We start from the raw sequence: 19969 nt of genomic DNA, 5'->3' as shown, positions 1-19969 counted from the left end.
ATGAGATCTCGCGATAGTGCGTGTTGAGGTGGTGTTGCCGTAACCGGGCAGGCGCCCAGGACGTCGTGCCCGCGTCGAGGGTAGAGGCGGCGAGTGCACCCGGTCCGATCAGAATGAGATCAGCGCCATCCGACTGGCAGCGCCATCTCATGGGGCATTCCGGTCCCCGGTCGTACTCGCCAAGTGAAACAACGTCTTTAGTGGGCTCTCGCAGGGGCGCGGAGCTGTTCGGTGAGCCGCTCGAGTTCGGCCGCCGTGGCAGGCGAAGGGTCGTTGAGTCCGCTGTGCACGGCCGTCGGGCTCTTCAGGAAGCGCCGGAGCACGGCCACGAGGAGCCCTTGCGGCAGAGCCCGCAACGCGGCGAACGCGCGCGGTACGGGCGGTGTCTCCATCGCGGCGAGGTTGTGCCGCATGAGGTGGAGCATGCCGCGGACCGCGTCCGGGTCGTCGGCCAGCGCTACCGGGCCGCCCGCCGCGTGTACCGCCTGTCCGAGCGGCACCTCGAAGGCGGCGTGCGTCCTGAGCCAGGCGTCCGTCTGCGGCTCGGCCTTGGCGTTGATCCCGGCGGTACGGAACGTCTCCACGATCCGTTCCAGTCGCGGGGTGGTGCGGCCGTCGGGCTCGCCGATCGGCATCGCGACCCGACGGGTGAGGAAACTGCTCTTGCGGTAGCGGATCACGTCGCCGTCCGTCGTGCCGCCCGTCATGGGGAAGCCGAGCAGCACCCGTTCGTGGCCGATCGCCGAGCCCAGCGTCTCCGGGCCGGCTGCCCAGTTGAGCAGGAACAGCACGTCACCCTGGACGCCGGCGAGTGATTCCAGCACCGCGTCCACCTGGTGGGTACGGACGAAGACGGTGATCAGGTCGTACTCGCTGTCCGGGTGCTCGATCACCGGTACCGGTACCCGTCTGACAGCTGGGCTGTCTCCCTCGGCGAGCTGCACGCCGTGCCGGCGCAGAGCGGTCAGGCGCCTACCCCGGGCGAGGAGCGAGACGTCGTGGCCGGCCTCATGCATGCGGGCGGCGAACAGGCTGCCGCAGACCCCGGCGCCGTACACGAGCAGCTTCATGACAGCCTTCCTTCACACGTTCGATTGAATCATACGTTCGTTTCATTCAAACATATGTAGAGTCCTTCGTGTGGCGACCCCAGACACTCGCACCCAGCTCCTCGACGCGGCCGAGCACCTCTTCGCCGAGCACGGATACCGCGGCACCTCGGTCCGCGCGATCACCAAACTCGCCGGAGCGAACCTCGCCGCCGTCGGCTACCACTTCGGGTCGAAGGCGGAGCTGATGGCCGCGGTCGCCCGCCGCGTGATCGAGCCCATCAACGCTGCCCAGTGCGCAGGGCTCGACACATTGCTCGCCCGGACCCCCGACCCATCGGTCAGCGAACTGGTGGAGGCATTCGCGGGGCCGCTGTTCGACGAGATGTCGGCCGGCGACGCGGGCGGCGCCCGGACGTCCCGGCTGATCGTGACGGTCCTCAGCGACCCGGCCGAGGAGGCGCGCAGCTGGACCGGCCCGGGCGAGGACACGGTCCGCGAGCGCTACCTCGCAGCCTTCGCGCGCGTACTGCCTGGCCTTTCCCCGGAGGAGCTGCGGTTCCGGATACGGGGGATCCTTGCCGTGACGGCCGTCGACCGCCTCGAGGTCCACCAGCAGCCCTCCCCGGGCTGCACGTCCCCGGTGGCGGGCGAGGCGGCCCAGCGATGGGCGATCACGTTCCTCACGGCAGCGATGAGTGCGCCACCGACCCGGACCTGACGACCCAGAACAGACGCCGACGGAACCTGGTAAACCCCTCGACCGGGCATAGCAACTCAGGAAGGAGCGGAGGTGCCCGGCCGCGGACGCCCCGTACGGCTGGAGGGATGTGCTGTGACCTCGGCAGAATCGCACCCGGCATGTACGCCGACCTCGTGTCGGGCATCGCACACACCGTCGACTCCCTCATGCAGCCGTTCTCCGGCGCCCCGGCCGCCGGTTTCAAAAAGCCGGAGGGGAGCAGCACCGTACTGCCTCGCGTGCCCGAGCATCCGGCCAACGGCGAGTTCTGGTGGCACGGACACGAGTACGTGGAGGAGGCACGGCACGCCTGCTGCAGCGAGGGGTGAACGCCGTGGGTGCGCGAGAGCCGGTCGGTGACGGCGACGGCGTTCGCGGGCGTACGCCTCGTCCGTACCGGGAGTCGAGAAGACCACCCGGAAGTTGACCCGAGTCGGGGCGTGTTCCGCAACCCGGGGCAACCGACAGTCAGGAGTTCGCGACAGGCGGCGCGGTGCGTGGGCGATGGGCCCGGACGTCCACGGGGCGTCCATCGGGATCGCGAGCTGTCATCGTCCACTGCGTGGGCAGGGTCGCGATCGGCCCGACCGGCCGCCCTGCACTCAGGATTCGATCGCGAACCTCACACAGCTGCGCGTAGGTGCCCACGCGAAGCCCCCATCCCGCATTGCCGAGGGGATCGAGGTCAGCCGTGGGGGCGGCAGCGGCTTCGACGATCATCAGGTGGTCGTCCCCGCCGACGTCGACGACTGCGATCCGAGGATCGGCACCGGACGCGGCGCGCTCGAACGCGAGCGTTGCGCCGAGCAACTCCGTGTAGTACTTCACGAGCCGGTCGAGGTCGGTCGTGGACAGCGTCAGATGGTTGATTCCGAAGAGATCGGGCATGGTGCGTCAACTGTAGTCCGGCCGCCGGACCGCGCCCTGCTGTGTTTCCTCGGTCTTCAGGCGCGGCCGACGGCCACCGAGTTTCTGACCGCGTCCAGGCCGGCGGCGTACGCGACAACGGGCTCGTATCCGAGTTCGGTCACGGCCTTGTCCGTGCGCAGGGTGCACTCCTGCCCGAGGAACCACCGAGCGGGAACGGGGACTTGGCCGGCAGCGGTCTCGGCGTCCACGTCGGGGATCGCGGCGTCGACGCCGTAGATCTCGAACTGGGTTTCCAGGAATTCGCGGAGAGTGACGCGGTGCCGGTCGGTGACGAAGTAGGCCTGACCCGGTCTGCCGTGCCGCCATCCGAGCACGAGCCCCTCGACGGCGTTCTCGACGAACGTGACGTCGGTCGTGTGACGGCCTCCGTCGATCCAGGCGAACCGCCCCGCCCTCGCAGCCGCGACCAGGCCCTCGACGAGGATGCTGTCGGGCCCCCAGACGAACCGTGGGCGAATCGACACCGTCGCGAACCCCGGGGTGTTGGCGTCGAGCACGATCTTCTCGGCCACGGCCTTCGTGGCACTGTAAGCGGCTTCCGAGTCGGGCCGCAGCGGCGCGGTCTCGTCGACGTCCACGAGCGGGGCACCGGCGAGGAGCGCGGCCTCGCTCCCGCAGTGGACGAAGCGCGGCACGCGCGCGTAGCGAGCGGCGTCGACCGCTGCCCGGGTGCCGCGAACGGTCACCAGCTCATGCCGTTCACGATCTGCGGTGACATCCGTCTCGGCGGCGAGGTGGAACACCACGTCGTGGCCCGTCAGATCGTTCCGCCACGTGAGCGGGTCGGTCAACTCGCCCCGCACGGGCTCCGCGCCCAGCGCCGAGACCTTCGCAGCCGAAGCCTCACTTCGAACCAGGACCCCAACCGTGTGCCCCGCGCCGAGGAGTCGCCGTACCAGTACCTGGCCGATGAACCCGGAACCGCCGGTGACGAACACGTGTGCCATGGACCTCTCCTTCGCCCTGTGTGAGCCCCTCGCCGGCCTTGGCGGGACGGTCTCGTGGATTGGAGCAACCGGGGATCCGGATGGCTTCCCTCGATCACAATCATGCTTTGGAGGTCTGCGATAAAATTTACGAATGGCTTCTCTGCGGGCACTGGAGTGCCTTGTCGCTGTCGCGGACTCCGGATCGATCACGCAGGCAGCTCTGCTGCTGCATTCGTCGCAACCCGCCGTCTCTCATCAGCTGGCTTCGTTGGAACGCGAGACCGGGACGGTCCTGCTGCGCCGCGAGCCTCGGGGGGTCAAGCTCACTTCTGCGGGGCGTGCCGCCGTGGCGGACGCCAGACGAGCGATCGAAGCAGCCGCTTCCGCGGTCCGGTCCGCACGCGCGGCGGGCCGGGCGGCCGGCGGTGTCCTGCGGGTGCTCTGCGCGCAGAGCCTCACAGTGCCGCTGCTCGCTGACGTCATCCGGCAGTGGCATCGCCGGTACCCGGAGGTCGCGATCACGCTGCGCGAGTCCACGGCGATGGACGAGGCGCTCGGCCTCGTCGACTCCGACGAAGTCGACGTAGCGGTGCTGACCGCGCCCTCCGCCGCCCGCTTCACGATCACCCCCCTCACGGAGGAGGAGATCGTATGGGCGGCGCCCGTCGGCCATCCGCTGGCCGAGCAGCCGGCCGTACGTCTCGAGGACCTCGATGGGGCGCCGCTCGTCCACTTCACACCGGACAACGGCCTCAGTGCCTGGCTCGACCAGTCCCTGGCCCGCGTGGGCGTCCACCCGGAGACGGTGATGCGGACCTCGGTGACGGCGACGGCACCGCAGCTCGCGGCTGCCGGACTGGGAGTCGCCGTGTGTCCCGTGAGCGCGGTCAGCCCGGGCTTTCCGGGAGCAGTGCGGTCGTTCTCTCCGCGGTGGGTCAGACAACTGGTGGCGGTGACGTCCACGGAGCCGGATCCGCTCGTCGCACGTTTCATCGGCGATCTGCGCGGTCACGGCATGCGTGTGCCTCGCGACGTGCGGGATCAGCTCGCGCAGGGCGGTCTTCCGGACGAGACACCCCCGGCCGCCGCCGAGGCGGCCCACTCCGGAGCGGGCCGTCCGTGAGGGGGCCCGAGTCCTGCACCACCGGAGCCCTGCTGCTCGACAGGGTTCCGCCCTCGTCCTGTCAGCGGGCATAGAAATGGCCGAACTGCTGTAGCGGACGGCTCGGTTCTGGGCCGTCCTGTCCCGTACTCCCGCTCTGCTGCGCATAGCTGGTCGGTGAGCACAGGGTGATCAGGACGAGGTGACAGATCGGCGTCCCCGAGTGCAGTCGGATCTTTCGACCGCCGACGGTCGACAGGACAATGCTGTCCGCCTCCGTCACACGGCCCGCCGCCGCGGCCAGCGCATGGGCGTCCGCGGTGTCCAGCACGGCGTCCGTGTCGATGCGGCGGAAGGCCGTGTGCAGGCGCAGCAGATAGCTGTTGCGTTTGACGAGCCGGTCGTCGAAGGGCCTGATGACCAGTGCCCCTTCCGCCAGCGACGTGCGGATGCCCTCGTCCGAGAGGATCACGGTGCGCTCTCCGCCTCCGCCTGCGGCACCTGTGCCACGGTGCGGTCGGCCGTGTCCAGGAGCACGTGGTCGTCGGCGCGCAACCGGTCGTACGCCTGCCGGTCCACCAGGGCGGGTACACCCAGTTCGCGCAGGACGATGGACAGCTTGCCCGTGTAAAGTGAGGACAGCCCTTGACCTGCACAAAGCAGGCAGGGAGCCGTCTTAGAGGAGTCCAAGTGCTGCGTACTCTGTTCAAGTCCAAGATCCACCGCGCCACCGTCACCCAGGCCGACCTGCACTACGTCGGCTCGGTGACCATCGACGCCGATCTGCTGGATGCCGCGGATCTGCTGCCCGGTGAGCTCGTGCACATCGTGGACGTCACCAACGGGGCCCGGCTCGAGACGTACGTCATCGAGGGGGAGCGCGGGTCCGGGGTGATCGGGATCAACGGGGCCGCGGCGCACCTCGTGCACCCCGGTGACCTGGTGATCCTCATCAGCTATGCCCAGGTCGACGATGCCGAGGCGCGGTCGTTGCGGCCCCGGGTCGTGCACGTGGACGGCGACAACCGTATCGTCGCCCTGGGTGCCGACGCGTCCGAGCCGGTACCGGGCTCGGACCAGGAACGCAGCCCTCAGGCCGTGTCGGCCTGACGTACCGGTGTACTGACCTGCTGACCCCGCGGGGACAAGGAGCGTGTGGCCGTGAGCGACATCGAGATCCGTGACGACCGGACGGCGGGGCGGCTGGAGGCGGTCGCGGCCGGAGAGGTCGTCGGCCACATCGAGTACTTCGAGCTCGACGCCCCCGAGCGGGCCCTCGTCCCCGTCCACACGATCGTCGAACCGGCCCACGAGGGCCACGGCATCGCCGGTTCCCTGGCGCGTGAGCTGTACGGGATCGCGCGACGGGAGGGCGTCACCGTCGCCCCGCTGTGCCCGTACGTCGTGAAGTGGGCCGAGCGCCACCCGGACGAGGCACCCGCCGCCGACCCGGAGCTGCTGCGCGCCGCCAAGGAGTGGCTCGTGGCGCATCCCGAGCTGTTCTGACCGCCGGCCAAGAGAGACGGGGGACGTGCGTGCTGGCGCTCTTGCACACCTCGGCCGTTCATGTTCCGGTCTTCGACGCGTTGCGTGACGCGGCGCATCCGGGCCTCGAACTGCGGCATCACGTCGACGCCGGGCTGCTGGAGCGGGCCCGGCGGGACGGGCCCGAGGCGGTGGCCGCATCCGTCGCGGCCGTGCTGACGCGGGCGGTGGCGGAAGGGGCGCGCGCCGTGCTGTGCACCTGCTCGACCATCGGTGGTGTCGCCGAGGCGGCAGCCGCCGCGGCCGGAGTGCCGGTGCTGCGCGTGGACCGGCCCATGGCCGCCGCCGCGGTGGCCGTCGGGCCGCGTGTCCTCGTCCTCGCCGCCCTGGAGAGCACGCTCGCTCCGACGGTTGCACTGATCGAGGAGGAGGCGCGGCGCGCGGACCGCCCCGTGGCGGCGAGGACCCGGCTGGTGGACGGGGCCTGGGCGCGGTTCGAGGCCGGCGACACCGAGGGCTATCTGCGACGGGTGGTCGAGGCGGCCGACGCCGTGACCGGTGCCGACGTGATCGTCCTGGCCCAGGCGTCCATGGCGCCCGCCAGGGAGTCGACGACGGCCCGCGTTCCCGTGCTGGCCAGCCCCGCGCCCGGACTGGCCGCCGGGGCGGCGGCGGCACGCAAGGTCCGGCCGAGCACGCTGGGCCACCCGGACCCCGGGGTTCCTACCGGGGAGTGAGTGGGGAGGCGGCCGTCGGGTAGGCGGGGGACAAGTCCAGAGAGCCGACGTCGACCGACTGGCCGGAGGACAGCGCCATGACGAACCCGTATCCGGATCCCGTCCCGCCCGGGCCCACCCCAGGGCCCGCTCCCGGTCCGGACCCGGAGCCCCCGCATCCGCACCCGGACCCGGCCTCACCACCGGCCCCCGGTCCGGAACCGACCCCTCCGCCGCCGCCCCCGGGCCCCGGTCCGCAACCCACGCCCCAGCCCCCGGGCCCCGGCCCGCAGCCGACCCCTCCGCCCCCCGGCCCCGGCCCGCAGCCGCCGCCCGACCCGCCCGGCCCTCCCGGGCCCTCGCCGTCCCCGATCCCGCCGGGGCCCGAGCCCGTGCCCAACCCCGAGCCGGGGCCACCCCTCACCTGAGCGAGGGGCGACACACGCCGGGGGAGGGCATGAGGAGAGGGGTTACGCGGTGACCTCCGACCGGTCACCGCCCCACAGCGTGTGGAACGCGCCGTCCCGGTCCGTCCTGCGGTACGTGTGCGCCCCGAAGAAGTCCCGCTGTCCCTGGGTCAGCGCGGCGGGGAGCCGCTCGGCGCGCAGAGCGTCGTAGTAGGCGAGGGCGGCGGCGAAGCCCGGCGTCGGCACGCCCTGCCGGGTCGCGGCGACCAGGACCTCGCGCCAGTCGTCCTGCGCGGCGGCGATCTCCTGGGCGAACGTCTCGTCCGACAGCAGGCTCGGCAGGTCCGGCCGGGCGTCGTACGCGGCCCGGATGCGGTCCAGGAAGGCCGCCCGGATGATGCAGCCGCCGCGCCAGATCGCGGAGACCGCGCCCAGATCGATGTCCCAGCCGTACTCCTCGCTGCCCGCAGCGATCTCGTGGAAGCCCTGGGTGTACGACACGATCTTCGAGGCGTACAGCGCCTGCTCGACGCGGTCGGCGAAGGCGGCCGCTTCCGACTCGCCGAGCGGGGACGCCTTCGGGCCGGCCAGGCCGCGCGAGGCGTCACGCAGCGCCGCGTGCCCGGACAGGGAGCGCGCGAAGACGGCCTCCGCGATGCCCGACACCGGCACGCCCAGGTCCAGCGCGATCTGTACCGTCCAGCGGCCGGTGCCCTTCTGCTCCGCCTGGTCGACCACCACGTCCACGAACGGCTTGCCCGTCGCCCCGTCCACGTGCGACAGCACCTCCGCCGTGATCTCGATCAGGTACGAGTCCAGGCGGCCGGTGTTCCAGGTCCGGAAGATCTCCGCGATCTGCGCGGGGGAGTACCCGGCGACGTCGCGCAGCAGTTGGTACGCCTCGCCGATCAACTGCATGTCGGCGTACTCGATACCGTTGTGCACCATCTTCACGAAGTGCCCGGCGCCGTCGGGACCGACGTGCGTCACACAGGGCGCCTCGTCCGCGGCCTTCGCCGAGATCTTCTCCAGCATCGGGCCGAGCGACTCGTACGACTCCTTCGAGCCGCCCGGCATGATGCTCGGGCCGTTGAGCGCGCCCTCCTCGCCGCCCGAGATGCCGGTGCCCACGAAATGGATGCCCTGCTCGCGCAGTTCGCGCTCCCGGCGCCGGGTGTCCGCGAAGTGCGCGTTGCCGCCGTCGATGATCATGTCCCCGGGCTCGAGGAGCGGGGCGAACTCCCGGATCACCGCGTCGGTCGGGTCACCGGCCTTCACCATGATGACCAGGCGTCGCGGGCGCTCCAGCGCGGCCACGAACTCCTTGGCGGTCTCGGTCGCGACGAAGTCGCCCTCGCTCCCGAACTCCTCCACCAGCGCGTGCGTGCGCGACGCGGTCCGGTTGTGCACCGCGACCGTGTAGCCGTTGCGGGCGAAGTTGCGGGCGAGGTTGCGGCCCATGACCGCGAGACCCGTGACGCCGATCTGCGCTGTAGTGCTCATTGGGTTGGCTCCTAGTGACCTTGGTGTCCGTGGTGCCTTGTGTAGGTGGTGCCGGTGCCCGCCAGTATCGCCGGTTTCGCTGCTCGACCATGCTGACGTGCCGGGACGCACGTCGCACTTTCTGCTTCCCGTTCTCCCACGGAACCTCAGTACGGGCGGAAGGGGCCGGGTGCCTCAGCGGCGCGACCTCTCATCCGGCCAACGGCCGCCCGTTCCCGGCCACTCGGGGTGACCAACCGGCCGGTTGCCGTCTTGTCATGGCCTGTTCGCGGCGCTTACTTTTGCCCCTCCTGACGCAATGTCGAGGGGGACCTCCATGTCCGTACGCGGCCGGCACCGCCGGTATCAGCCGAACAGGATCAACCGCGCCTCACTGACCGTCACCGCGGGGGGTGCGGGACTGGCCCTCCCCCTCGTCGGCACCGGCACGGCCCACGCGGCCGACGTGGAGACCTGGGACAAGGTCGCCGCCTGCGAGTCCACCGACGACTGGGCCATCAACACCGGCAACGGCTACTACGGCGGGTTGCAGTTCACCCAGTCCACCTGGGAGGCCTTCGGCGGCACGCGGTACGCCCCGCGCGCAGACCTGGCCACCAAGGAACAGCAGATCGCCGTCGCCGAGAAGGTGCTGGACACGCAGGGCCCCGGTGCCTGGCCGGTGTGCTCGGAGCGGGCCGGACTGACCCGTGGCGGCGACCCGCCCGACATCCGGCCGGCCGGGTCCGCGGCGCCGGCGCAGCAGAAGTCGCGCTCGGTGAAGGACGTCCAGCCGCAGACCACCCCGCAGTCCCGGGCGGGCAAGGCCAGGATGTACACGGTGGTCACCGGCGACACCCTCTCCGGCATCGCCGACACCCATGAGGTCCGCGGCGGCTGGCAGCGCCTGTACGAGGCCAACCGCGGCGCGATCGGCTCCGACCCCGACCTGATCCTGCCCGGCCAGCACCTGTCGCTGCGCGGCTCGGGGGCCACCGCGGCAGCCGGCACCGAGACGCGCAAACAGGACAAGCAGCAGAAGCAGAAGCAGCAGCCGAAGCAGCAGACGCCGCAGAAGAAGGAACAGAAGCGGGAGCCGAAGTCCGAGCCGAAGGAACAGAAGCGGCAGGAGCAGCGGCAGGAGCAGCGGAAGTCCTCCTCCTCCGACAACGGCAAGGCCAAGTCCGGCAAGGCCACCACCCACCGGGCCGTAGTGGCCCCCGTCGACGCCGCCACCGGCACGCCCTACCACCAGGCGGGCTCCTCCTGGTCCAAGGGCTACCACACCGGCGTCGACTTCCCCGTCCCCACCGGCACCTCCGTCAAGTCGGTCGCGGACGGCCGGGTGGTCAGCGCGGGGTGGGGTGGTTCGTACGGCTACCAGGTGGTGGTCAGGCACGGGGACGGCCGCTACTCGCAGTACGCGCACCTCTCGGCGATCTCCGTGAAGAACGGTCAGTCCGTGGGCGTCGGTCAGCGCCTCGGCCGCTCCGGCTCCACGGGCAATGTCACGGGCCCGCATCTGCACTTCGAGGTGCGGACCGGGCCCGGCTTCGGTTCGGATGTCGACCCGCTGGCGTACCTGCGGGCCGGCGGCGTCAGGATCTGATCCGGACCCGTCGGCGGCTGAGCATGGGCGGCGGGACGAACGGGCCGCCGTAGAAGGGGCCGTAGGAGAGCGTCGTGTCGTCGCTCTCCTCCGGTATCCGGGCCTCGTACGCCTCCTCGGCGGGGGCGGCGTCCGGGACCGGCGGTGCCACCGGTGACGGCACGAAGACCTTGTCGGACAGCCGGGCCACCTGCGGTACCGGCGCCACCGGCTCCCGGACCGGGACGCCCTCGACCGGCCCGGCCGCCTGCACGGGCACGGGCTCGGGTGCCGCGGTCGCGACCGCTGCCGCCGCCTCTGAGAGGGCCACCGTCTCCCCGGCCAGGGCCGGGGGCTCGTCGGTACCGGCGCCCTCCCGGGCGATGCGCTCCGTCGTCAGCATGATCAGTCCACCGGCGGCCACCACACCGCAGCCCAGGGCGAGGACGGTGCCGGTCGTGCCGTAACGGAACGTCTCGCCGAACATCGTGATGCCGACGACGGCGGCCACCACCGGGTTCACGACCGTCAGCGTGGCCAGTGGGGCGGCGAGACCGGCGCCCCGGTAGGAGGCCTGCGACAGCACCATGCCGGCCGTGGCGAGTACGCCGATCACGGCCAGCGACGGCAGATCACCGGCCGACACCCCGCCGTTCCAGTCGACCGCGACCGTCTTGGTGAAGACCGAGGACATTCCGAACGCTATGCCGGACGCGGTCGCCAGCAGGATGCTGCGGACCGCCGGATGACGGTGCGCGGCCCGGCCGGCGATCATCAGCGCGACGATCGCGCCACCGGTGACCAGCGCCGCCCCGACCCGCTGCGCCGTGTCCAGCGACTGCGCGTCGGAGGCACCGACCAGGGACAGCAGACCGGCGAGGCCCACCGTGGCCATCAGCGCGCCCCGCCAGGCCGTCGCACCGGCCCTGCGGCCCACGAAGAGCGCCGCCATGGGCAGCGCGAAGACGATGGTGAGCGCTCCCAGCGGCTGCACCAGACTCAGCGGACCGAGCGCGAGGGCGACCACGTGCAGCAGACCGCCCAGGCCGTTGAGCGAGACCGCCGCCCACCAGGCGGGCCGGCGCAAGGGAGCGTACTGAGCATCCGGGGACGACGCCGCGACCTGCTCCTGCACGATCGCGCCGCCCGCGTAGGCCACGGCGGAGACGAGCGACAGCAGCACGGACAACGCGAGGGCGCTCATCGGCTGCTCCTCTGCGTGAGGCGGGGGCGCTGGGCCCGGCGCGGCGAACGGTCGTCATCCATGGACAACACGATGCCGTCTCAGGGTCTTCCCGTCGTCGTCCCTGAGCATTCTTTGGGTCCTACTACCGATGGAGTACGACGGCGCCGCCGTCCTCCCCAGGGTGGGCGACTTGGGTCCCCGACCCCCGGCCCGGCCTCCTGGAGTCCCCGGTGGGTACTGGAGGTCGGGTCCGGCTGTTCTCGGCCGAGCTGCTCAGTCGCGCTGCGAAGCGGCGTCGCTCGCCAGCCGCCACATTTCGTAGTTCCCGCATTCCGCCGTGATCTCAGCCGTGGTCTGCGCCGCGGCGAAGAAACTGTCGGCCAGCGGCGAGGTGCGCGATGCCGCCATTGCGACACATACCTGGTCGGGCGCCAGGTCCGGGACGGGCACGTAGCTGATGTCCGGACGTGAGAAGAACACGGCCTCCGAACGCCCCACGAACGAGATGCCGCGACCGGCCGCGACGTGCTCGAGCTTCTCGTCCACGCCGCGCACCCGGAGTCCGGAGTCCGGGTGTGGGCGCCGGGTGGGCTGCGTACTCGCGTCGGCATGCCAGATCAGCGGCTCACCGGCCAGGTCGGCCTCGGTGACCTCATCTTTGCCGGCCAGCCGGTGACCGGCTGGCAGCGCCACCATGAGGGGTTCGGTGTAGAGCGGAGTCAGGCGCAGGCCCGTCTCGGCGACGGGCAGCCGTACATAGGCGACGTCGACGCGGCCGTCGAGCAGCATCGAGGCCTGGTCGTCCCATTCCATGCGCTGCACGTCCACGACCACGTCCGGATGCTGCGCCTCGAACACCCGCGTCGCCGGGATGACCGGGATACCTGCCCGGAAGCCGACCACCAGCCGCTGGCCGCCGCGTTCTGCCACGGAGACTCGGCGCCGGACCGCGTGCGCGGAGGCGAGCAGCGGACCCGCGTCGTCCAGCAGTTGCCGGCCCGCGTCGGTCAGTGTGACGCCGTGACTGTCCCTGGTGAACAGCGAGGCACCGAGATCCTGTTCCAGTGCGCGGATCTGCCGGCTGAGCGCCGGTTGCGCGATGTGCAGCTCATCGGCGGCGCGGCCGAAGTGCAACCGGTCGGCGACGGCGACGAAGTAGCGCAGCTTGCGCAGGTCCAGATCCATGGGGCCTCCCGGTCCGGCAATGCCTTAACGGTATCACCACGGTTGAAACAGGTCTTGGACACACGATCAGGCCGGTGCCATCGTTAATTGGGCCGGGAAAACCCGGTACAGGAATTCCGGATCGGCATTTGACAGCAGGGTTCAAACCACGATGAGTGCATCAAGAATTGGGCCCCTTGCGCTCCCGTTTCGGAAATCAATTAATTCAAAGGAGTGGCCGTGGGAAAGCTCGATGGCAAGGTAGCGGTGATCACCGGTGGATCCACCGGCCTGGCACTGGCCGGGGCCAAGCTGTTCGTCGAGGAAGGAGCGTACGTCTTCATCCAGGCCCGACGGCAGGAAGCCCTGGATGAGGCCGTCAAGTTGATCGGCCGCAACGTCACCGCCGTCCAGGGTGACGCGTCCGATCTGGACGACCTGGAGCGCCTGTACGACACCGTCAAGCAGGAGAAGGGCTCGATCGACGTGCTGTGGGCCAGCGCCGGGTTCGGCGAACCCGCCGTGCTCGGCGAGATCACCGAGGAACAGTTCGAACGCTCCTTCTCGCTCAACGCCCGCGGCACCCTGTTCACCGTGCAGAAGGCCCTGCCGCTGATCAACGACCATGGCTCGATCCTCATGACCGGTTCCAACGCCTCACTCGGCGCCTTCCCCGGCTGGAGCCTCTACGCGGGCAGCAAAGCCGTCCAGCAGGCATGGGCCCGCGTGTGGCTCAACGAGCTGCGCGACCGCAAGATCCGGGTCAACGTCCTGACCCCCGGACAGGTCGCCACCGCCAAGCAGGAAGAGCTGTTCGACGAGGCGACCAGGGCTTCGTTCGAGTCCCTCATTCCCCGCGGAACGATGGGCCGTCCCGAAGAGATCGCCAGCATCGCCCTGTTCCTCGCCTCCGACGACTCCAGCTATGTCAACGGCCTGGAACTGGTCGCAGACGGCGGCACGACCGCCATCTGAACCACCCACGAACGCGTCGTAGCGGCGTCTCAGGAACAGGCGCCTCAAGAACAGAAAGAGGCACAGCTCATGAGCAGCATCACCTTCATCGGGGCGGGGAACATGGCCCGCACGATCGGCACGCGCGCGGTGGCGGGCGGCAACACCGTCGAGATCATGGCACGCGATCAGTCCAAGGCCGACGCCCTGGCCAAGGCTCTGGGCGGCGGCACCACGACAGGCAAGTGGGGCGCTGTCCCGGCCGGGGACATCGTCATCACGGCCGTGTTGTACGCCGGTGTCGTCTCCGCCGTCGCCGAGTACGGAGACGCACTCGCGGGCAAGACCATCGTCGACATCAGTAACCCCTTCAACGCCGCGTTCGACGGCCTGGCCCACAGCGAGCCGACATCGATCGCGCAGGAGGTCGCCAAGGTCGCCCCGGCCGACGCCAAGGTCTTCAAGGCCTTCAACACCATCTTCCGCGGCGTGCTGGAGAACGGCCGGCCCGACGTCTTCTTCGCCGGCGACGACCCGCAGGCCCAGGCGGACGTGGCGGCATTCATCGAGAGTCTCGGACTGCGCCCGATGCATGTCGGCGGCCTGAAGATGGCGCACTGGCTGGAAGGCGCGGGCGTGCTCACGGTAGGCCTCGCGGGCAACGGAGTCGGCCACGGAAACTTCGCCCTCGGCGTCAACGAAGTCAACGGCTGAGCAGAAGCGTCGCCTGAGGAGGCTCATCGCCATGCAGCTCGGTTTCATGATTCCCCTTGTCGGGCCCTCGGTCAGCGACGCCTCCGCCCTGAGCGCCTTCGTCCGCGGACTCGAGGACCTTGGCTACGACGCTCTGTGGGTCGGCGATCGGCTGGTCACGCCCGTCGATGTGGGCAGCGACTATCTGGCCCGAGGGCCGCAGATGGCCCGCTCCTTCGACCCCGTGCTGCTGTTGACCGTCGCCGCGGCGGCGACCAGCCGGGTGCGCCTGAACACCAGCACGCTCAGCACGTTCTACTACGAGCCGCCGCACCTGGCCCGGCAGCTGACCACGCTCGACGTGCTCAGCGACGGCCGCCTCGGCGTCGGTGTGGGGCTGGGGTGGATGAAGCAGGAGTACGACGTCGCCCGCAACGCGGACTGGCAGCGGCGCGGCAGGATGCTCGATGACACGCTGGCGTTCTTGCATGCGTGGTGGACGACCAGTCCCGTGTCCTGGGACAGCGAGTTCTTCACCATGCCACCGGTCCACGCCGGCCTCCGGCCGGTCCAGGCGGGCGGGCCGCCCATCTGGATCGGTGGTGCCAGCGAGGCCGCGATGCGCCGAGTCGGCCGCAGTGGGGTCGGCTGGCTCGGGGTCGAAGGGCCGGCGCCGACCGCGTCGATCAGCAGTCAGGACGAGGGCGCAGGCCGCCTGTGGTCGATCGCGCGTCGAGCGGCGGAAGACGCCGGCCGCGATCCCGACGCGCTCAAGACGGCCATGCGGATCAACCTCGAGCCGGGCACGTCCGTCGAGTCGGTCGCGGACCAGCTGAAGCGGTACGCCGACTCCGGTGTTGACGAGGCGTATTTCGATGCCTTCGCGATGTTCACCGGCCTGGACCAGCTGCTCGACTTCGCCGCCCAGGTGATCGAGCGCACCGGCCGGTTGTGACCACCCGAAGAACGATCACCCAAGAAGCGACCACCCAAGAGACGACCACCCAAGCGACGACCACCCAAGAAAGAGAGCACTCACCATGAGCAGCATCAGCATCATCGGCCTCGGGGGCATGGCCCACGCCATCGCCGCACGCGCGGTCTCGGGCGGCCACTCCGTCGAGCTCATCGGCCGCGACCCGGCCAAGGCGAAGGGCCTGGCCGCCGAACTCGGCGGCGGTACCACGGCGGGGACGTTCGGCACGGTCCCCGCGGGCGACATCGTCGTCCTCGCCGTGCCGTACACCAGCGCTGCGCCCGTCGTCGCCCGGTACGGAGACGCCCTGGCCGGCAAGGTCGTCATCGACATCTCCAACACCTTCAACGCCGACGCCACCGGGCTCGTCACCCCCGACGGCACATCCGGTGCGCAGGAGATCGCCAAGGCGGCCCCGGCGAGCGCGCACGTCGTGAAGGCGTTCAACACCGTCTTCGGCCACGTCCTGGTCCAGGAGCGACCGTTGGACGTCTTGTTCGCCGGAGACGACGCGGGCGCCAAGGCGAACGTGGCGGTGTTCATCGAGAGCCTCGGACTGCGCCCGCTCGATGTCGGCGGCCTGGAGATGGCTCGCTGGCTGGAAGGGGTCGGGCCGCTGCTGATGGGCCTGGCCCGCAACGGCGCGGGCACCTTCGACCTCGCCCTCGGCGTCGACTTTCCCGGCTGAGCGGACCCCACACCACCCCTTCTTCCGCCGTACCACTGACGCCACATCACTCACCAGGAGGAGAACATGCACGTCTTCGTCACCGGCGGGACCGGCCACTCCGGTTCGCACATCATTTCCGAACTCGCCGCCGCAGGGCACGAGGTCACCGGCCTGGCCCGGTCGGACGCGGCCGCGGCTGCCCTGTCCGCGCTCGGTGCGAAGGTCCACCGCGGTGACCTCCAGGACCTCGACGGGCTCAAGGAGGCGGCTGCGGACTCCGACGGCGTCATCCACGTCGCGCACAGGCAGGACCTGCTCCCGTCCGGCGGGATCGAAGCCGTGGCCGCCGCCGAGGTCCCGATCATGCTCGCCTACGGCGAGGCACTTGCGGGAACCGGAAAGCCGCTGGTCGCGGCAGGGAGCATCGGCTCGCCCGGGACCGGGCGGGATCTGGGCCGGCCCTCCACCGAGGAGGACCCTGCCCTCCCCGTCGGCGATGAGCACAAGGGCACCCTCCGGGCCCGTAACGTCGTCGAGACCACGGTCATCGGCCTCGCCGGGCGGGGAGTCCGGTCTTCCGTCGTACGGATTGCCAACATCGCGCACAGCACGGCCGATCGTGCCGGTTTCCTGCCCACCCTGATCGCCCTGGCGAAGGAGAGAGGCTTCGCCGGGTACCCCGGGGACGGCTCGAACCTGTGGAACGCCGTACACATCCGCGATGCCGCTTCCCTGTTCCGCCTGGCGCTGGAGAAGGGCCCGGCCGGCAGCTACTGGCACGCGGTCGAGGACGGGGGCATCCCGGTCCGCGAGATCGCCGAGGCCATCGGCAACCGCCTGGGCCTGCCCGCAGTGAGCGTGCCCCTGGACGAACTGATGCTGCCGGGGTACTTCGGGTTCCTCACCAACATCGTCACGCAGAGCTACCCGACGTCCAACCTCATCACCCGCGAGACCCTCGGCTGGGAACCCGCCCGGCCCGGCCTCCTCGCCGGCCTGGACAACGGCCACTACTTCGCGTCGACCGACGTCCCCGCAATCTGAGGGCACGTCCAATGGGCAGGGACCTCAACATGACAACTGTGGGCCTCATCGGAAGCGGGTCCATCGGCGGCACGATCGCGCGGCTCGCCGTCGCGGCCGGACACCAGGTCGTGCTCAGCAACTCGCGCGGTCCCGGGTCGCTCGCGGACACGGTCGCGGAACTGGGGCCCCGGGCGTCGGCGGCGGTGCCCGAGGACGCCGCGGCGGCTGGTGACATCGTCGTGGTCACGGTGCCGGTCACGGCCTTCCCCGACGTGCCCGCCGCACCGCTGGCCGGGAAGACGGTCATCGACACGTGCAACTACGGCCCCGAGCGTGACGGGCACATCCCCGAGCTCGACGGCACGTCGCTCACATCGAGCGAGCTGCTGCTGCGATACGTCCCGGACGCCATGCTCGTGAAAGCTTTCAACAACATCTACTTCAAGCATCTGCTGTCGCTCGCCCGCCCGGCGGGGGCGACCGACCGCTCCTACCTGCCGATCGCCGGGGACTCCGCGCCGGCGAAGGCGGCAGCCGCCGAGTTCATCGATTCCATCGGGTACGGCGTGGTGGACGCGGGACTCCTGGCCGACAGCTGGCGGCAGGCGACGGGCACACCGGTGTGGGGAATCCCGTACGGGCCGCCCTCGAACGAGACGGGCCGGCCGGCCGGCGCGGGCGCCATCCGCGCGGCACTGGCCACCGCTACGCGACAATCGCACGAAGACGGCACAACGACCAGCACGTGAGCACGACCGGGAGAGGCACATGACCGCCCCATCGCCGATGATCGCGGTGACCGATGCAGAACTCGAAGACCTGCGCGCGCGGCTACGGGCCACCCGGTGGCCCACCCGGTGGCCCGTCGATGGCTGGGAGGCGGGCGCCGACACCACCGAGGTGCGCCGCCTGGCGGAGTACTGGGCCGGCGGCTACGACTGGCGCACCCACGAGGCGCGGATCAACGCCCTGCCGCACCACACGGCCGTCATCGGCGGCACGCCCGTCCACTACCTCCGGTTCGACGGCGAGCAGCCCGGCGCCCTGCCGATCGTCCTGACCCACGGTTGGCCCAGCACCTTCCTGGAGCTCACCGACCTCGCCCGGCGTCTCGCGGAGCCGTCGAAGCACGGCGGCGACGCGTCCGACGCGTTCACGGTCGTCGTCCCCTCTCTGCCCGGCTACGCGTTCTCGCCACAACGCCCGGCCCTCCCGCCGACGCTCCAGACTCACCAGATCTGGCACCGGCTCATGCGGGACGAGCTGGGCTTCGACCGGTACGCCGCCCACGGCGGTGACCTGGGCGCGGGGATCACCTCGCGCCTGGGGGAGGCCTACGCGGAGTCGGTGGCCGGCATCCATCTGCTCGCCGTCGCCGCACCCCAGGAGTACGACGCCACCAGCCTCACCCTGGACGAACAGGCATACCTCGACCAGGTCGCCACCTGGAGCGCGGAGGAAGGCGGCTACCAGCACCAGCAGAGCACCCGCCCGCTCACCCTGGCCCACGCCCTGTCCGACTCTCCGACCGGCCTGCTGGCCTGGATCGTCGAGAAGTACCGCGCCTGGAGCGACTCGGGCGGCGACCTGTCGTCCCGGTTCACCGACGACTTCGTCCTCACCCAGGCGTCCCTGTACTGGTTCACAGGCACGATCTCGACGTCGTTCCGGCCCTACCACGAGTACGTCCGCGGCCTGACCCGGCGCGTCGAAAAGGTCGAAGTACCCACCGCCCTCGCCGTCTTCCCCGCCGACCTCACCCAGCCCCCGCGCTCCTGGGCCGAGCGCACCTACAACATCACCCGGTACACGTCGATGCCGCGCGGCGGGCACTTCGCCGCCCACGAGGAGCCCGAACTGCTCGCCGACGACATCACCAAGTTCTTCCGCCAACTGCGCTGACTGGCGCTGACCGGCAGACGCCGCCACGTCCAACGGCTTGGCCAGGAACCATCAGGGAACTGGTACTACTGCTCTCCGTGGACCTCGACCCCGCACTCTCCGCCCTCCGCCCGCTCGGCGGCTTCTTCGTCCTGCACGCCTCGCGTCCGTTGCCGTCGGTGCGGACCGCCGAGGCTGCGCCCCTCGCGCACGCCTACGCACCCGGATACGTGAGCGCGGCGGCGGACGTTGAAGTCCCGGTTCACCGCGCCGATCCGCTGGGCCGCCGGGTCCGCAAGGTCGCCGCCGCGCTCGGCGCTTCCGAGCCCCGGGTCGCCGCCTCCGTGGCCCAGCAGGGGTTCGCGGCCCGCCTCTGGTCGGTGACCCTGGCCTGCGCCGTCCTGTACGGACATGTCCCGGACCTCGACCCCCGCCTGCTGCACTGGGACCCCGAGGCCACCGCACCCGACGACCTGTGGCTCACCGAGGTGCGCGCCCGGCCGGGGGACGGCGGCACCGTCGCGGACGTCGTCCTCACCACCCACCTGGCCCCCCTCACCGAGGCCGTGCACGCCCGCTACGGCGTCGCGAGGGGACTGCTGTGCGGCAACGCGGCCTCCGCCCTGGCCGGCGCCGGCCGGGAACTGGACCGCTGGGCCCGCCGACACGGCCGTACGGACACCGCTGCCCGTGCCCGGGCGCTCACCGCCAACCTGCTGGCCCACCCCCTGCTCGCCGGCACCGGGACGCTCACCGGCACGTCCTTCCGGCGCCGCAGCTGCTGCCTGTACTACCGGGTGCCGGGCGGGGGCGTCTGCGGCGACTGCTGCTTCCCGAGTCCGCCGGGACCCGCCCGTTCGCCGCGCCCGCCGGAGCCCGGCAGCCTCCCGCGCCCGCCGGAGCCCGGCAGCTCCCCACCCCCTCCGAGGCCTCCGCGCTCTTCCCCAGGCGCCCGCTCTGGGTGACCATGAGGGAACCAGCCGCCGAGA

General features: G+C 70.9%; 22 protein-coding genes. 15 read left to right on the top strand and 7 right to left on the bottom strand.

What is annotated here, in order from left to right; genetic code table 11:
• Positions 1 to 197 precede the first annotated feature (197 nt).
• Positions 198 to 1070 carry a ketopantoate reductase family protein gene (locus ACZ7MF_RS19910; RefSeq protein WP_471478107.1) on the bottom strand — a complete coding sequence of 291 codons (873 nt, stop codon included), beginning with the start codon at positions 1068 to 1070 and terminating at the stop codon, positions 198 to 200.
• Positions 1071 to 1140: 70 nt separating this feature from the next.
• Here ACZ7MF_RS19910 and ACZ7MF_RS19905 point away from each other — a divergent pair, with 70 nt between their 5' ends.
• Both ACZ7MF_RS19905 and ACZ7MF_RS19900 read left to right on the top strand, forming a co-directional pair.
• Positions 1141 to 1770 (top strand): TetR/AcrR family transcriptional regulator, encoded by a 630-nt coding sequence (locus ACZ7MF_RS19905; RefSeq protein WP_471478106.1) that lies wholly within the window; start codon positions 1141 to 1143, stop codon positions 1768 to 1770.
• A 140-nt stretch (positions 1771 to 1910) separates the two neighbouring features.
• Positions 1911 to 2120, top strand: coding sequence for a hypothetical protein (locus tag ACZ7MF_RS19900; RefSeq protein ID WP_471478105.1), 210 nt, complete (start codon positions 1911 to 1913; stop codon positions 2118 to 2120).
• Between the two features lie 139 nt (positions 2121 to 2259).
• Here the strand turns inward: ACZ7MF_RS19900 and ACZ7MF_RS19895 are convergent, their stop codons facing one another.
• Together ACZ7MF_RS19895 and ACZ7MF_RS19890 are read right to left on the bottom strand one after the other, a co-directional pair.
• Positions 2260 to 2679 carry a VOC family protein gene (locus ACZ7MF_RS19895; RefSeq protein WP_471478104.1) on the bottom strand — a complete coding sequence of 140 codons (420 nt, stop codon included), beginning with the start codon at positions 2677 to 2679 and terminating at the stop codon, positions 2260 to 2262.
• A gap of 56 nt (positions 2680 to 2735) precedes the next feature.
• Positions 2736 to 3668, bottom strand: coding sequence for an NAD-dependent epimerase/dehydratase family protein (locus ACZ7MF_RS19890; protein ID WP_471478103.1), 933 nt, complete (start codon positions 3666 to 3668; stop codon positions 2736 to 2738).
• Positions 3669 to 3801: 133 nt separating this feature from the next.
• Here ACZ7MF_RS19890 and ACZ7MF_RS19885 point away from each other — a divergent pair, with 133 nt between their 5' ends.
• Positions 3802 to 4773, top strand: a complete 972-nt coding sequence (locus ACZ7MF_RS19885; RefSeq protein ID WP_471478102.1) for a LysR family transcriptional regulator — start codon at positions 3802 to 3804, stop codon at positions 4771 to 4773.
• Positions 4774 to 4834: 61 nt separating this feature from the next.
• Here the strand turns inward: ACZ7MF_RS19885 and ACZ7MF_RS19880 are convergent, their stop codons facing one another.
• A complete protein-coding gene (locus ACZ7MF_RS19880) occupies positions 4835 to 5224 on the bottom strand; it encodes a hypothetical protein (protein WP_471478101.1) in 390 nt (129 codons plus the stop codon).
• Positions 5225 to 5442: 218 nt separating this feature from the next.
• Here ACZ7MF_RS19880 and panD point away from each other — a divergent pair, with 218 nt between their 5' ends.
• From panD to ACZ7MF_RS19865, 3 genes are read left to right on the top strand one after another with little or no spacing between them, the layout of a single operon-like run.
• Positions 5443 to 5862, top strand: a complete 420-nt coding sequence (gene panD / locus ACZ7MF_RS19875) for an aspartate 1-decarboxylase (protein ID WP_471478100.1) — start codon at positions 5443 to 5445, stop codon at positions 5860 to 5862.
• Between the two features lie 51 nt (positions 5863 to 5913).
• Positions 5914 to 6258, top strand: a complete 345-nt coding sequence (locus tag ACZ7MF_RS19870; protein ID WP_471478099.1) for a GNAT family N-acetyltransferase — start codon at positions 5914 to 5916, stop codon at positions 6256 to 6258.
• Positions 6259 to 6287: 29 nt separating this feature from the next.
• A complete protein-coding gene (locus tag ACZ7MF_RS19865) occupies positions 6288 to 6974 on the top strand; it encodes an aspartate/glutamate racemase family protein (RefSeq protein WP_471478098.1) in 687 nt (228 codons plus the stop codon).
• Between the two features lie 449 nt (positions 6975 to 7423).
• Here the strand turns inward: ACZ7MF_RS19865 and gndA are convergent, their stop codons facing one another.
• Positions 7424 to 8863 (bottom strand): NADP-dependent phosphogluconate dehydrogenase, encoded by a 1440-nt coding sequence (gene gndA, locus ACZ7MF_RS19860; protein ID WP_471478097.1) that lies wholly within the window; start codon positions 8861 to 8863, stop codon positions 7424 to 7426.
• A 316-nt stretch (positions 8864 to 9179) separates the two neighbouring features.
• Here gndA and ACZ7MF_RS19855 point away from each other — a divergent pair, with 316 nt between their 5' ends.
• Positions 9180 to 10451 carry a transglycosylase family protein gene (locus ACZ7MF_RS19855; protein ID WP_471478096.1) on the top strand — a complete coding sequence of 424 codons (1272 nt, stop codon included), beginning with the start codon at positions 9180 to 9182 and terminating at the stop codon, positions 10449 to 10451.
• On the opposite strand, the gene ACZ7MF_RS19850 is transcribed toward ACZ7MF_RS19855, so the two are convergent.
• Both ACZ7MF_RS19850 and ACZ7MF_RS19845 read right to left on the bottom strand, forming a co-directional pair.
• Entirely contained in the window at positions 10441 to 11634 is a 1194-nt protein-coding gene (locus ACZ7MF_RS19850) for a DMT family transporter (protein ID WP_471478095.1), read from the bottom strand. The genes ACZ7MF_RS19855 and ACZ7MF_RS19850 overlap by 11 nt on opposite strands.
• A 255-nt stretch (positions 11635 to 11889) precedes the next feature.
• Positions 11890 to 12801 (bottom strand): LysR family transcriptional regulator, encoded by a 912-nt coding sequence (locus ACZ7MF_RS19845; protein WP_471478094.1) that lies wholly within the window; start codon positions 12799 to 12801, stop codon positions 11890 to 11892.
• 219 nt (positions 12802 to 13020) lie between these two features.
• Here ACZ7MF_RS19845 and ACZ7MF_RS19840 point away from each other — a divergent pair, with 219 nt between their 5' ends.
• From ACZ7MF_RS19840 to ACZ7MF_RS19805, 8 genes are all read left to right on the top strand, one after another.
• Positions 13021 to 13755, top strand: coding sequence for an SDR family NAD(P)-dependent oxidoreductase (locus ACZ7MF_RS19840; protein WP_471478093.1), 735 nt, complete (start codon positions 13021 to 13023; stop codon positions 13753 to 13755).
• A 69-nt stretch (positions 13756 to 13824) separates the two neighbouring features.
• Positions 13825 to 14448 (top strand): NADPH-dependent F420 reductase, encoded by a 624-nt coding sequence (locus ACZ7MF_RS19835; protein ID WP_471478092.1) that lies wholly within the window; start codon positions 13825 to 13827, stop codon positions 14446 to 14448.
• Between the two features lie 31 nt (positions 14449 to 14479).
• Positions 14480 to 15382 (top strand): TIGR03619 family F420-dependent LLM class oxidoreductase, encoded by a 903-nt coding sequence (locus ACZ7MF_RS19830; RefSeq protein WP_471478091.1) that lies wholly within the window; start codon positions 14480 to 14482, stop codon positions 15380 to 15382.
• Between the two features lie 85 nt (positions 15383 to 15467).
• Positions 15468 to 16091 (top strand): NADPH-dependent F420 reductase, encoded by a 624-nt coding sequence (locus tag ACZ7MF_RS19825; protein WP_471478090.1) that lies wholly within the window; start codon positions 15468 to 15470, stop codon positions 16089 to 16091.
• A 66-nt stretch (positions 16092 to 16157) separates the two neighbouring features.
• The gene (locus ACZ7MF_RS19820) at positions 16158 to 17117 is read left to right on the top strand and encodes an SDR family oxidoreductase (protein ID WP_471478089.1); all 960 of its coding nucleotides are present in this window, start codon (positions 16158 to 16160) and stop codon (positions 17115 to 17117) included.
• 11 nt (positions 17118 to 17128) lie between these two features.
• On the top strand, positions 17129 to 17848 hold the full coding sequence (locus ACZ7MF_RS19815) for an NADPH-dependent F420 reductase (RefSeq protein WP_471478088.1): 720 nt from the start codon (positions 17129 to 17131) through the stop codon (positions 17846 to 17848).
• A gap of 19 nt (positions 17849 to 17867) precedes the next feature.
• Positions 17868 to 19001: an epoxide hydrolase family protein gene (locus ACZ7MF_RS19810; protein WP_471478087.1), complete on the top strand. Its 1134-nt coding sequence runs from the start codon at positions 17868 to 17870 to the stop codon at positions 18999 to 19001.
• A 77-nt stretch (positions 19002 to 19078) separates the two neighbouring features.
• Positions 19079 to 19945 (top strand): (2Fe-2S)-binding protein, encoded by an 867-nt coding sequence (locus ACZ7MF_RS19805; RefSeq protein WP_471478086.1) that lies wholly within the window; start codon positions 19079 to 19081, stop codon positions 19943 to 19945.
• Positions 19946 to 19969: the final 24 nt, after the last annotated feature.

The sequence above is a fragment of the Streptomyces sp. NPDC111628 genome, assembly GCF_055635195.1.
The sequence above is the reverse complement of the archived record's forward strand: the minus strand, read 5'-3'. Positions and strand labels throughout refer to the sequence as shown.